Source organism: uncultured Serinicoccus sp. (genome assembly GCF_947487915.1).
Lineage (GTDB): Bacteria > Actinomycetota > Actinomycetes > Actinomycetales > Dermatophilaceae > Ornithinicoccus.
The window spans coordinates 14,917-27,715 of record NZ_CANKYH010000004.1; the positions used below are offsets into that span (position 1 = coordinate 14,917).

General features: G+C 71.0%; 11 protein-coding genes and 2 pseudogenes. 8 read left to right on the top strand and 5 right to left on the bottom strand.

Going from position 1 to position 12,799, the window contains the following annotated elements:
- Positions 1-2: 2 nt before the first annotated feature.
- From Q0795_RS05425 to Q0795_RS05440, 4 genes are read right to left on the bottom strand one after another with little or no spacing between them, the layout of a single operon-like run.
- Positions 3-305: an NADH-quinone oxidoreductase subunit K gene (locus Q0795_RS05425; protein ID WP_075812215.1), complete on the bottom strand. Its 303-nt coding sequence runs from the start codon at positions 303-305 to the stop codon at positions 3-5.
- Entirely contained in the window at positions 302-865 is a 564-nt protein-coding gene (locus tag Q0795_RS05430) for an NADH-quinone oxidoreductase subunit J (RefSeq protein WP_075812213.1), read from the bottom strand. The genes Q0795_RS05425 and Q0795_RS05430 overlap by 4 nt, the downstream gene beginning before the upstream one ends.
- Before the next feature lie 2 nt (positions 866-867).
- Positions 868-1,815, bottom strand: coding sequence for a complex I subunit 1 family protein (locus Q0795_RS05435; RefSeq protein WP_058889692.1), 948 nt, complete (start codon positions 1,813-1,815; stop codon positions 868-870).
- Positions 1,816-1,840: 25 nt separating this feature from the next.
- Positions 1,841-2,440, bottom strand: a complete 600-nt coding sequence (locus Q0795_RS05440) for a hypothetical protein (RefSeq protein ID WP_134773242.1) — start codon at positions 2,438-2,440, stop codon at positions 1,841-1,843.
- Between the two features lie 69 nt (positions 2,441-2,509).
- Here Q0795_RS05440 and Q0795_RS05445 point away from each other — a divergent pair, with 69 nt between their 5' ends.
- Positions 2,510-2,779 carry a hypothetical protein gene (locus Q0795_RS05445; RefSeq protein WP_075812211.1) on the top strand — a complete coding sequence of 90 codons (270 nt, stop codon included), beginning with the start codon at positions 2,510-2,512 and terminating at the stop codon, positions 2,777-2,779.
- Between the two features lie 431 nt (positions 2,780-3,210).
- Here the strand turns inward: Q0795_RS05445 and Q0795_RS05450 are convergent, their stop codons facing one another.
- The gene (locus Q0795_RS05450; protein ID WP_058889656.1) at positions 3,211-3,555 is read right to left on the bottom strand and encodes an NADH-quinone oxidoreductase subunit A; all 345 of its coding nucleotides are present in this window, start codon (positions 3,553-3,555) and stop codon (positions 3,211-3,213) included.
- 589 nt (positions 3,556-4,144) lie between these two features.
- Here Q0795_RS05450 and Q0795_RS05455 point away from each other — a divergent pair.
- From Q0795_RS05455 to Q0795_RS05480, 7 genes and pseudogenes are all read left to right on the top strand, one after another.
- Positions 4,145-4,492, top strand: coding sequence for a heavy metal-associated domain-containing protein (locus tag Q0795_RS05455; protein ID WP_083673490.1), 348 nt, complete (start codon positions 4,145-4,147; stop codon positions 4,490-4,492).
- The gene (gene lgt, locus Q0795_RS05460) at positions 4,489-5,349 is read left to right on the top strand and encodes a prolipoprotein diacylglyceryl transferase (protein WP_269087377.1); all 861 of its coding nucleotides are present in this window, start codon (positions 4,489-4,491) and stop codon (positions 5,347-5,349) included. The genes Q0795_RS05455 and lgt overlap by 4 nt, the downstream gene beginning before the upstream one ends.
- 238 nt (positions 5,350-5,587) lie before the next feature.
- Positions 5,588-7,132, top strand: coding sequence for an apolipoprotein N-acyltransferase (gene lnt, locus Q0795_RS05465; RefSeq protein WP_298887696.1), 1,545 nt, complete (start codon positions 5,588-5,590; stop codon positions 7,130-7,132).
- 1,093 nt (positions 7,133-8,225) lie between these two features.
- A pseudogene (locus tag Q0795_RS17215) lies at positions 8,226-8,898 on the top strand (HAD-IC family P-type ATPase); the annotation flags it as partial.
- Positions 8,887-9,596: pseudogene (locus Q0795_RS17220) on the top strand (HAD-IC family P-type ATPase). The pseudogenes Q0795_RS17215 and Q0795_RS17220, both read left to right, overlap by 12 nt.
- A complete protein-coding gene (locus tag Q0795_RS05475) occupies positions 9,597-9,821 on the top strand; it encodes a hypothetical protein (RefSeq protein ID WP_298887699.1) in 225 nt (74 codons plus the stop codon).
- 441 nt (positions 9,822-10,262) lie between these two features.
- The gene (locus Q0795_RS05480) at positions 10,263-12,710 is read left to right on the top strand and encodes a phosphoketolase (protein WP_298887701.1); all 2,448 of its coding nucleotides are present in this window, start codon (positions 10,263-10,265) and stop codon (positions 12,708-12,710) included.
- Positions 12,711-12,799: the final 89 nt, after the last annotated feature.

Below are 12,799 nucleotides of genomic sequence, written 5' to 3' on the forward strand. Positions count from 1 at the left end.
GCTCATCGGGTCAGGTCCGTGGCCATGTCGGTCATGTCTGCCTGGCGTTCCCGGTGCAGCAGGGTGGCGACCGCGAAGCCCATGGCCATCTCCAGGGTCATCGCCGCGATGATCACCAGGAGCAGGACCTGGCCGGTCGGGGCGGGCGCCAGGAACCACCAGAACCCGGCAGCGGCCAGGATGACCGCGTTGATCATCAGCTCCAGGCCCATCATCACCATCACCACGACCTGCTGGGAGATCGCGCCGTACAGGCCGACGGAGAAGACGGCTGCGGCGATGAGCAGGGTCGCCTCCAGGGTCATCGGCCCACACCTCCGGGCTGAGGGTCCTCGGGGGCGCGCTGCTTCAGGTCGTCGCCGAACCGGTCGTACCGGGTGCGGTGCGCCGCGAGCACGACGCCGGCCACGATGGTGGCGACCATGACCGGGCTGATCACGGCCATCACGAGCATCTTCGGGCCCATGAGGGCCTCGCCGAGGGCCACGGTGACCTCCGGTGGTGGGCTGCCGCGGCGGGCGGGCCAGTCCACCAGGAGGATGCCGGCCGCCAGCACCCCGAAGGTGAGGACCGCTGTCGCGACGGCCGTTCTGTTGCTGTGGACCATGCTCATCGGCATCAGGGCGGGGTTCATGCCCATGAACATGACCATGTAGACGGCCATGACGGCCATCTCCATGACCATCATCAGGACGGTCACCACGCCGACGTAGTTCTGCTGCAGGAACAGCACCTGCAGGCCCACGGCGATAAAGGACAGTGCGAGCGCGTACGTGGCGCGGGCCATCGAGTCGACGTAGAAGACCGCGGCGCCGCTGATCACGGCGACCAGACCGAGGCCCCAGAAGGCGATGTCTGCGACCACGCTCAGGCCCTCCAGACGGCGATGACGGCGACGAGCAGGTCCTGGACCAGCACGGCCGGGAGCAGCACCATCCAGCCCACCTCCATGAACATGTCGGGCCGGAAGGCCGGCAACCGCCGCTGCAGCCAGACCAGCAAGGAGAGCACGGCCAGGGTCTTGACCAGTACCCACGCCCAGTCAGGCAGCAGCGGACCAGCACCTCCGCCGAGGAACATCGGGACCGAGAACGCCGCACCGGCCCCCAGCAGGGCGTAGCGACCCGTCTCGAACACCAGCCGGTCCACCCCGGACAGCTCGGCCCGCACGCCGCCGGCGATGTCGCTGCCCAGCGCCGGGGCGAACGGGCCCCATACCGAGAAGGCCGCGACCCCGAGCAGGTAGACGAGGAAGGCCACCGGCATCCACACCGCGAACCACAGGCCGTCCTGGGCTGCGGCGACCGTGCCCACGTTGAGGCTCTGCGCCGCGATCGCCGGAGCGACTAGCGCAAACATCAGGGGCAGCTCGTAGCCCAGCCCGTGCGCCAGGAAGCGGTAGCCACCGACCAGCGAGTGCGCCGAGTTGGCGCCCCACCCGGTCAGCCACACCAGGGCCCAGACCAGGACGTCCATGGCGTTGAACCACATGACCCCCACGTCCAGGTCGAAGATCGTCCACCGCCCCAGCGGGACCACCGCCACCATCAGCGCAGCCGTGACGATCAGCCCTGCCCCGCCGACGCGCCACAGAAGGGTGTCGGCCTGCACGGTGGTGCGACGTCGTTGCCGCATCAGTCGCGCGGCCTCGCCAAAGGGGCGCGCCGCGCCGCTCGCGCCACCGCCCGGGCCGCCGCTGGAGCGTGCTGACAGGACGCCGTCGAGCATCCCTGCGACGAGGACCAGGGCACCGAGGATGGCCACCGCGGCCAGCGCCCAGCCGGGCGCCACGGTCACGACTGGGGAGTCCGGCACGCCTGGGCTCTGCACCAACGCCAGCTCACCCATGGGCCGCCTCGTGCTGGGCGTGGTGGGCCCGCAGCTCGTGGAGGTCGAGGCTGGCCAGGACCAGACGTGCAGCCGCGAGGTCCAGTCCGACGACCAGCTTCCCCAGGTGCTCGACACGGACAGCCGGGCGGTCGCCGAGTCGGGAGGCCGCTGCCGCACGGTCCACCATGCGGACCAGCCTGTCGTAGGTATCGCCCGCGGAGTCCGCGGGCAGCCCCTGGTGGCGGACCTCCTCCTCGGTCAGCGGGCGTAACCCCCTCAACGACCAGCGCAGCAGCCGTGAACGACGCACCCGGCGCTGGAGCCGCTCAAGGCCCCTCAGGTCCACCGGGTCTTCCCCGGCCCCCAGTGCCGCGTCGCGGAGCGTCCGTGCCTGGGCCGCGGCATCCTCCCACCCCGCCAGCGCCAGGAAGGAGACGATGTTGTCGAGCGCGCGGGCCCGGGCGTCGGTCTCGTCGCCGGCCTCGTCCGCGGCGCCGAGGACCTCAGCGCGTGCCTCGGTCACGACGTCGCCCTGCAGCGAGCAGTGCAGCACCAGTCCTGCCGGCCAGTAAGGCAGCACCGGGCCGAGCCGGACCTTCAGGACGTCCATCTCCAGACCGTCCCTGTCCTCCCCGCCCCCCGCCAGAGGGATTCCGCCAGGGGACATGTCCATGCCGTCGTGGCCGCCGTGACCTCCGTGGTCGCCGTGGCCTTCGTGTCCACCGCCTCCGCCGTGGCCTTCGTGCCCACCGCCTCCACCGTGGCCTCCGTGCCCCTCTGCGTCCTCATGGGCGTCGGGCTCCTCGGGACCTGCAGGGTGCCTGTGGTCTCCCTCGTGGCCGGCATGCTCCTCGTGGCCGGCATGCTCCTCGTGGCCGGCATGCTCCTCGTGGCCGGCATGCTCCTCGTGACCGGCATGACCCTGGTGCTCGCTGTCACCATGACCTGAGTCATCCGCGTCACCCGGCTCAACGTGGTGGTCGTGGCCACCGTGCGCGTGCTGGGCCTGGCTGTCGTGGGGCTGGCGTGCGAGCAGATCGTCTGTCCTGGGTCGGTCCGCCGCGTCGTGCCGGTGGCGGTCGGGGGAGAGAAGGAGTGCGTGTGCCTCGTCAAGGACGGCCGCGACGTCCTCGACGCGAAGGGCCTGGACGGTCACCCGCGGCCCTGGCATCTGGTGCCACAACTGGTCGACGGCCTCGCTGAGCCGTGGCCCGGGAGTGCCGCACACGACGAGAACGTCAGCGTCTGCCGGGGAACGGGCCACTTGCCATCCACGCGCGAGCACGGCGTGCTCGGCCACCATGCGCGTGCGTCCCCATCCGGGCACCTCGACCAGCAGGGCGTGCGCGTACCGCGCGGCGACGCGCGAGCTCGCCTCGCTCAGACCCATCGCAGGGCACCTTCCCGCCACGCCCAGAGGACGGCGACGAACAACGCAGCGAGGAAGAGGAACATCTCGACGACCGCCGTGGTGCCGATCTCGGCGACGACGACGGCCCAGGGGTACATGAACAACATCTCGACGTCGAAGGCGAGAAAGAGGAGGGTCGCCAGGTACCACCGCACGTGGTACCGGGACAGCGCGTGCTGCTCGGGGATCCAGCCCGACTCGAACGGGAGCACTTCGAGGGGATCCGGCGTGACCGCCGTCCGACGGTGCAGCCCGTACAGCACAAGCACGGGTACGACGGCGGCGACGGCCATCACGACGACACCCAGGTACATGGACCTCCCTTCGGCGCCCTAGATCCTGCCTGACGGTCGAGCATCTGTCGACCTGGGCGTTTAGCCAACGTCGCGTGCTGGCCCTGGCCGCGCCCGCACGATCGCAGGGGTCTACAGGGTTGGGCCGAGACCACTGTCAGGACCAGCGCCAGGCACCAACCACCGAGAGTGCAACATCGGCGAGGGCGCCGGGGCTGAAGACCGTGCTGACCGGCCCCGCCGGAGTGGCCACACGGACCGGCGGGACCGCGCTGGCCGTTCCAGGGCGAGGCATCGCCTGGAAACGCCTGACCCGTGGGGTGTCGAGGCCCTTCCTGGAGTTCTACAGAAAGGGCATCCGGCCAGGAAAACCATCGCGCAGCTCACCGAAATGGTGCACAAGGATGAGCCCTTGGGCCACCTGGCCGCTGCTGCCGTCTACGCGGAGATCCTCATCGGCATTGCCGCTCCCTTCGCTGAGCCGCGACGGCATAGGTCGACCCGCTGTGCGAGGGTCTTCATCAAAACTCCACCGTTCGGGAAGGCCTTACCCATGTCCGCCTGGTTCTCTGGGGTGGGACAGATGCCTTGGGTGGTATGGAGGTGGAGCATGACCACGCAGACGTACCGGGTGCTCGGTCTGACCTGCGGTGAGTGCCTGGCCGGGATTCTGGACAGCGTGCGCGCCCTGAGCGGCGTGCAGGCGGTCGCCGTGAACCTGGTCGGGGGTGGCCGTGCCCGCCTGAGGGTCGCAGCTCGGCATGCTCTTGACACCGAGACCGTCAGACGGGCCGTCGAGGGGGCCGGCTTCTTCATGGATGTCGCATCGTCGCACCGGGCAGCTCCGACGGCCGGAGATGAGGCGGCAGGCTCATCACGACCGCTGGGCAGTCCGGGGGACCGCTGTCACCCGGCGGGCGTCGATGCTCTGCGCGTCGCTGCGGGACAGCCATTGTGAGACTGCTGACTGAGGTCCCCTACCCGGACCTGCCGTCGTCGTTCGACGTCGGTCCCCTCACGGTGTACTGGTACGGCGTCATGTACGCCGTCGGGTTTCTGCTCGCCTGGGTCCTGGGGACCGTCCTGGCCAAACGACCGGGCTCAGGGTGGAGCACTGACCAGGTCAGTGACCTGATCCTCCACAGCGTCGTGGGTGTCGTCGTGGGCGGCCGTGTCGGGTACACCTTGTTCTACGGGTTCGAGAACGCGGTGGCCGACCCGGTCAGTGTCCTGCGCATCTATGAAGGAGGTATGTCCTTCCACGGTGGTCTGCTGGGAGTGCTGGTGGCGCTGTGGGTCTACGCACGCCGTGCCCGGCGCAGTTTCTTCGCTGTCAGCGACTTCGTGGCACCACTGGTCCCGCCGGGCCTCTTCCTCGGCCGGATCGGAAACTTCATCAACGCAGAGCTGTGGGGAAAGGAGACCGCCGTCCCCTGGGGCATGGTCTTTCCCGGCGCCGGGGACGAGCCCCGCCACCCCACCATGCTGTACGAGGCCCTTCTCGAAGGATTGCTCCTGTTCGGCGTCCTGTGGTGGTACACACGTCGCAAGCCCCCGGTCCGTGCTGTCTCCGGTCTGTTCCTGCTGCTCTACGGAGTGATCCGCGTCCTCGTGGAGTTCCTCCGCGTGCCCGACGCCCACCTTGGTTACCTCGCCCTGGAATGGATCACCATGGGCCAGGTGCTCTCGGCCCCCATGGTGATCGTGGGCGGCTACCTTCTGTGGAGCGCCCACCGACAGCCGTCGACCATCGACCCACCAGCCGTGGCACGGGCCCATGTGCGGGCGCACCCTGACCAGTCAGTCAATCGGTGATGCCTGCGGCACGTTGGGCTGCACGCGACGCTGCTCACCATAGGGTCTACGGGGGCGTGGCATGACGACCGCAAGGCCGTCGGTTCCGGGCGAAGTCCTGGGAGCGCGAACGGGCACTGCACCGGGCGGCCGGGTGCTCAGCGCCGAGCCGAGCAGTGGCGCAGCACGGGAACGGCGCCGGGCACGGCGGGTCGAGGCGCATGGCGGTTTTCCGGCGCCAGCGTGGGTGGCTCGGTTGTTGCTGGGCCTGCTGGGAGGTGTCGCGCTGTGGCTGGCGTTCCCCGGGTATGACGTCTGGTGGCTGGCGCCTGTCGGCTGTGCTGCCCTGGCCCTGGCGACTGCCGGCGCCCGACCGTGGGTAGGCGCAGCGGCGGGACTGCTGCTGGGGCTGACCTGGTTCGCACCGATGTTCACCTGGGCCAGCACCTACGCCGGTGCCCCGGCATGGCTGGCGATGAGCCTGCTGTCCGCGCTCTACCCCGCCGCGCTGGGGGCGCTCCTGTCCGTGGTGCAACGTGCGGGTGCGGTCCGGCCGGTCGTGGGCGCCGCCGCATGGGTGCTGATGGAGTGGGCCCGCTCGGTCACCCCCTTCGGCGGTTTCCCTTGGGCCAGGTTGGGGTTCAGCCAGGCGGACTCACCGATGCTGGGCGCCGCCAGCGTCGTGGCCGTCACGGGGCTGGGGTTCCTCGTCGCGCTGGTCGGCGGTCTGCTGGCCCTGAGCGTGCAGCAGACCCGAGCCCGCGAGGACCGCGGATGGCCGAGGGCGCTGGCTGGGCTGGGCGGGTCAGTCGTGCTGATACTGGTACCGGCTGCTGTGCCACGCCCCGTCTCGGGAGAGACGCTGACCGTGGCGGCGGTGCAGGGCGACATCCCGGAGGGGTATGACCGGACCCTGTCTGCGGACCCGGGGACCATGCTGGCCCGGTATACCGGGCGCACGGAGGACCTGGCCGCTCGGGTCCGGTCAGGTGCCGTTCCCGCTCCCGACCTGGTGCTGTGGCCCGAGGGCGCCACCGACCTGGATCCCCTCGACCCCGAGGTCGGACCCGTGGCGGAAGCGCGCATCCGGGCGGCCACGGACGCGGTGGACGCACCGGTCGTGCTCGGCGGGCTCTCCCGCAGGGGAGGGACAGGCGCCGCGGCAAACATGGTCTTCAGCTACCTGCCCGACCAGGGACTGGACCAGACCTACCGCAAGGTTTACCTGGCGCCGTTCGGCGAGGTCATGCCCCTGCGCCCCCTCGTGCGCCACCTGAGCCCATGGGTCGACCGGATCGAGGACCTCGTCCCGGGCGAGCGTCCGGGCGTCATCCCGGTTCCGGCACGTGACGGCCGGCCCGTGGTGCTCGGCCTGGCCGTCTGCTTCGAGGTCGCCGTCGACCGGGCGGTCAGGGACCTCGTCACCGGCGGCGCCGAGCTGCTCGTGGTGCCCACGAGCAACGCCTGGTTCGGTCGGGGGGACCAGTCCGTGCAGCACCTTGCCATCTCACGGGTGCGAGCCGTGGAGTACGGGCGGTCCGTCGCGCACGTCAGCAACGTCGGTGTCTCGGCGCTGATCACCCCCGACGGCACCGTCGCCGAACGCACCGCGCCGTACACCGAGGCGACACTGCTCGCTCGTCTGCCGCTGCGCACGGAGCTCACCCTGGCCGTGCGCACGGGACCGTGGGTGGTCCCCGGCGCAGCGATGATCGTGGCGCTGGCGGCGTTCCGGCCCCGCGGGCCGGGTCCAAGGGACCGAGCGGGTGCGTACTCGCGATCAGGCCTCGGTGGGTCTGCCTAGACGGTTCGCGCGCAGGGCGGTCGGCCGCGCGAGCCGCAGTAGTCCCCCTGGGCCGGCCGTCTGACGTCCGCTGATCGCAACGAGCAGCCACGACCGCACGGCCCGAGCGCCCCACGACCTCCCTCCGTCGAGGGTCTGCCGCGCGCCGAGGGCAGGCCGGGATGGGATAGCCCTGCTCGGCGGCCGGGTGTGCGGAGCGAGGGGGACCGAGTGCGCCACGCCGCCTGCCCTATACCCCATCGGGGTACGCTGTGAGTCGACGACAAATGAGGGACTCCGCCTGTGCGGGCCGGTATACGGACCGGGGTGATGTACATCCGCTTCGCTACGACCATTGGCGACCGCAGGTCGAGGACGACGCCGCCCACGGTCGGCTTGCCAGACCCGACACGCCGCCTGCCCGAGGAGGCGGTGGTCGGGACCCTGGGCGCCGTCAGTGCGCAACGCCGTCACGTCGAGCCGGCGGACCGACGCACCCTGACCTCAGACCGCCGGATTCCACATCCACGAGCAGGAGCGACGACATGGATCCCCAGGACCACCACGCACCGGTCACCGACGGCGCTCGTGGCCACCACGACGCCGCCATGACCAGAGTCAGGCCCAGCAGGCGCACCAGCAGCAGGCCGGTCCCGGTCACGGCGGTCAGAGTGAGCATGCCGACGGGGAGCACGGGCACGGTGACCATGCCCACGGGGACCACGTGGGTCAGTTCCGGCGGCTCTTCTGGATCATGCTCGTCCTCGCGGTGCCGGTCGTGGGCTTCAACGAGATGTTCGCGGACCTGCTGGGCTACCGGCTGCCGGAGGCGCCGTGGGTGTGGTGGGTCTCTCCGCTGCTGGGCACCGTGGTGTACCTGTGGGGCGGGTGGCCGTTCCTGACCGGCGCCGTGGCGGAGGCCTGGGCCTGCCGTCCGGGAATGACGCTCCTGATCGGGCTGGCCGTCACCGTCGCCTTCGTCGCCTCCTGGGGCGCGAGCCTGCGGATCCTGGGCCACGAGCTCAACTTCTGGTGGGAGCTGGCCCTGCTGGTGGTCATCATGCTGCTCGGCCACTGGATCGAGATGTGGTCCCTCGCGCAGACCACCTCGGCCATGGACTCGTTGGCCGCGCTGCTGCCCGACGAGGCGGAGAAGGTCGTCGGCGGCGACGTGGTGACGGTCGCTCCGTCCGAGCTGGTCCTGGGTGACGTCGTGGTCGTCCGTCCCGGCGCCTCCGTGCCGGCGGACGGGCGCATCGTCGACGGCTCGGAGCATGGACGAGTCCATGGTCACCGGGGAGTCGAGGACCGTCCGACGGGGCTCCGGGGATTCCGTGGTGGCGGGGACGCTGGCGACCGACTCGGGACTGCGGGTGGAGGTCACACCGCCATGGGCGAGGAGACCACCCTGGCGGGGATCCAGAGGCTCGTCGCGGACGCCCAGGCATCCCTCCCGCGCGCAGCGCATCGCCGACACGGCCGCCGGCTGGCTGTTCTGGTTCGTCCTCGCCGCGGCCCTGGTTACCGCGGTCGTGTGGAGCCTGCTCGGCATGCCCGACCGCGCGGTCGTCCGCAGCGTCACGGTGCTGGTCATCGCCTGCCCGCACGCGCTCGCCCTGGCCATCCCGCTGGTCGTCTCGATCGCGACCGAGCGGGCCGCCCGCGGTGGCGTGCTGGTCAAGGACCGGCCCGCGCTGGAGTCCATGCGCACCGTCGATGCCGTCCTGTTCGACAAGACCGGCACGCTGACCAAGGGCGAGCCCACCGTGACCGCGGTGCAGGCCGCTGACGGGCAGACTCGTTCCGAGCTGGAGGTCCTCGCCCTGGCCGCAGCCGCCGAGTCCGACAGCGAGCACCCGCTGGCCAAGGCGATCGCCGGGCCGCACGCGGCAGGGAGCTGACGGTCCCGCGCGCCACCGACTTCTCCTCCTCCCCTGCGGTGGGTGTCCGGGGCAGCATCGAGGGCACCGTCGTCGAGGTGGGCGGCCCGTACCTGCTCGAGCAGCACGCCGCCGCCGAGCTGGCTGTCGCCGAGGACTGGCGGCGGGAGGGCGCGATCATCCTGCACGTGCTCGCCGACGGCGAGGTGATCGGTGCCCTGCGGCTGGCCGACGAGATCCGGCCGGAGTCGCGGCAGGCGGTCGAGGCCCTGCGCGCCGCCGGTGCCCAGGTCGTCATGATCACCGGTGACGCGCAGGCGGTCGCCGACACGGTGGCGGCCGAGCTGGGCATCGACCGCGTCTTCGCCGGCGTCCGGCCCGAAGACAAGGCGGCGAAGGTGGCCGAGCTGCAGCAGGAGGGCCGGAAGGTCGCGATGGTCGGCGACGGGGTGGACGACGCGCCGGCCCTGGCCCAGGCCGACGTCGGCATCGCCATCGGCGCCGGCACCGACGTGGCCATCGGCTCGGCGGGCGTCATCCTGGCCTCCTCCGACCCGCGCTCGGTCCTGTCGGTCATCGAGCTCTCCCGTGCCTCCTACCGCTAGATGAAGCAGAACCTGTGGTGGGCGGGCGGGTACAACCTCATCTCGGTCCCACTGGCGGCCGGCGTGCTGGCTCCGGTCGGATTCGTGCTGCCGATGAGCGTCGGGGCGATACTCATGTCGGCCTCGACGGTCGTCGTCGCTCTGAACGCGCAGCTGCTCCGCCGCCTCGTCCTGACTCCCGCGCACAGCGCGGCGCGGTTCACGAACACGACGACCCAGCAGTGAGGCACCCTGCCGGCATGCGCGGGCGCCTGCCATGACCGCCCGATCCTCAGAGCGCTCGTCCGCCGACCGACGACGAGCCGGGGCAGTGCAACGGACCACGCGACGATGCCTGGCCCGCTTCGGCGTGCCGCGGCCCAGGCTGCGGCAGGCACCGCAGCCCTGCTCGAGGACCACCTCAGGCACTGGCCCGTCGACAGGCTCGGACCGGCTCGAGGAGAGGGTGACGATCGGCGGACGGTCTTGAGGCCGTCAGGCAGGAAGCTGACGCCCCCCGCCCCGGCCGTCAGAACGGCCCGGTGCGACACCGGTCGGCGTGGGAGGACCCCGCGGCGATGACACGCCCTGAGCGCCTCGTGTCCCGGACCGGACCGCGCCCGCCTGTGCCCCATCTTCGGACCCACGCCCCTTGCCAGGGCGCCGCGGGGCCGACAGGGTAGGGCCATGTCTGCCGAGCCGAAGACCGCGCCCGCCCCGCTGGGGGAGACCGACCTGGCCGCGATCGACGCCTGGTGGCGTGCGGCCAACTACCTGGCCGTGGGCCAGATCTACCTGATGGACAACGCGCTGCTGCGACGACCCCTGGACGAGCGCGACGTCAAGCCCCGGCTGCTGGGGCACTGGGGCACCTCACCGGGCCAGAACTTCCTCTGCGCCCACCTCAACCACCAGATCCGCCAGCGCGACCTCGACATGATCTACCTCAGCGGCCCCGGCCACGGCGGCCCGTCGCTCGTCGCCGCAGCATGGCTCGAGGGCACCTACTCCGAGGTGTACTCCCACGTCGGCCCGGACGAGCGGGGCCTGCAGGAGCTGTTCCGGCAGTTCTCCTTCCCCGGTGGCATCCCGAGCCACGTGGCCCCGCAGACGCCCGGCTCGATCCACGAGGGCGGGGAGCTGGGCTACGTGCTCTCGCACGCCTACGGCGCCGCCTTCGACAACCCCAACCTGGTCGCGGTCGCAGTGATCGGCGACGGCGAGGCCGAGACGGCCCCGCTGGCCACCGCATGGCACTCCAACAAGTTCCTCGACCCGCAGGTCGACGGGACCGTGCTGCCGATCCTGCACCTCAACGGCTACAAGATCGCCAACCCGGCGATCCTCGACCGCATCCCGCGCGAGGAGCTCGAGGCGCTGATGGTCGGCTACGGCCACCGGCCCTACTTCTTCGAGGCCGGCTTCGACGACGAGGACGCCGCCGGGATCCACCAGCGCTTCGCCGCCCTGCTCGGCGAGGTGCTGCAGGAGATCGCGACGATCCGTGCCCGCGCCCGCGACGGCATACTCACCGAGCGTCCGCGCTGGCCGATGATCGTCTTCCGCACGCCCAAGGGCTGGACGGGTCCGAAGGAGGTCGACGGCCTCCCGGTCGAGGGCACGTGGCGCAGCCACCAGGTCCCCATGGCCGCGGTGCGCGGCAACGAGGACTACACCCGGCTCCTTGAGTCGTGGATGCGCAGCTACCGGCCCGAGGAGCTCTTCGACGAGCAGGGCCGGATCGTGCCGCTCGTCGCGCGCAACAACCCGGTCGGCACGCGACGGATGAGCGCCAACCCGCACGCCAACGGCGGGACGCTCACCCGGGACCTGGACCTGCCCGACTTCCGCGGGTATGGCGTGCACGTCCCCTCTCCGGGCGCGGCCACGGCCGAGCCGACCCGGGTGCTGGGCAGCTGGCTCGCCGACGTGGTCGACCGCAACCGGGAGACGTTCCGGGTCTTCGGGCCCGACGAGACCCACTCCAACCGGCTCGGCGCCACGGTCGAGAAGGGCGGCAAGGCATGGCAGGCCGAGGTCGTGGACACCGACCTCGACCTCTCCCGTACCGGGCGGGTGATGGAGGTGCTCTCCGAGCACCAGTGCCAGGGCTGGCTCGAGGGGTACCTGCTCACCGGGCGGCACGGCCTGCTCAACAGCTACGAGGCGTTCGTGCACATCGTCGACTCGATGTTCAACCAGCACGCCAAGTGGCTCGACGCCTGCCGCGACATCCCGTGGAGGGTGCCGGTGCCCTCGCTCAACTACCTGCTCTCCTCGCACGTGTGGCGCCAGGACCACAACGGCTTCTCCCACCAGGACCCAGGCTTCCTGGACGTGGTGATGAACAAGACCGCCGACGTCATCCGGATCTACCTGCCGCCGGACACCAACACCCTGCTGTCGACCTTCGACCATGTCCTGCGCAGCAAGAACTACGTCAACGTCGTCGTCGCCGGCAAGCAGCCCGGCCCGCAGTGGCTCACGATGGAGGAGGCCGTGCTGCACTGCACCCGCGGCATCGGGATCTGGGACTGGGCCGGCTCGGAGGTTCCCGGCGAGAAGCCCGACGTCGTGCTGGGCTGCGCCGGCGACGTCCCCACCATCGAGGCGATCGCGGCGGCGAAGCTGCTGCGCGAGCACCTGCCCGACCTGGGGGTCCGCGTCGTCAACGTCGTCGACCTCATGCGGCTGCAGGACGAGAAGGAGCACCCGCACGGGCTGGACCACCGCGACTTCGACGCGCTGTTCACGACCGACCGGCCGGTGATCTTCGCCTTCCACGGCTACCCCTCGCTCGTGCACCGGCTCACCTACCGGCGCACCAACCACCCCAACATCCACGTGCGCGGCTTCAAGGAGCAGGGCACCACGACGACGCCCTTCGACATGCTGATGCTCAACGACCTGGACCGCTACCGGCTGGTGGCCGACGTCATCGACCGCGTCCCCGGCCTGGCGGAGCGCGCGTCGGTGCTGCGGCAGGAAATGCTCGACGCGCGCGTGCGTGCCCGGCAGTGGACCCGCGAGTACGGCGAGGACCTGCCCGAGATCACGAACTGGGTGTTCCAGGACACCGACAACACGCAGGGCTCCGGCGCGCCTGGCGCCGACACCGGCGGCGACAACGAGTAGCCCGCGGACGCCGTTCGGGGTCCGGGCGTGGCGCTGGTCATCCGCTGCCGGTGTGGTGAGCACCCCTTCGGGCAACGGGTGCGGTGATT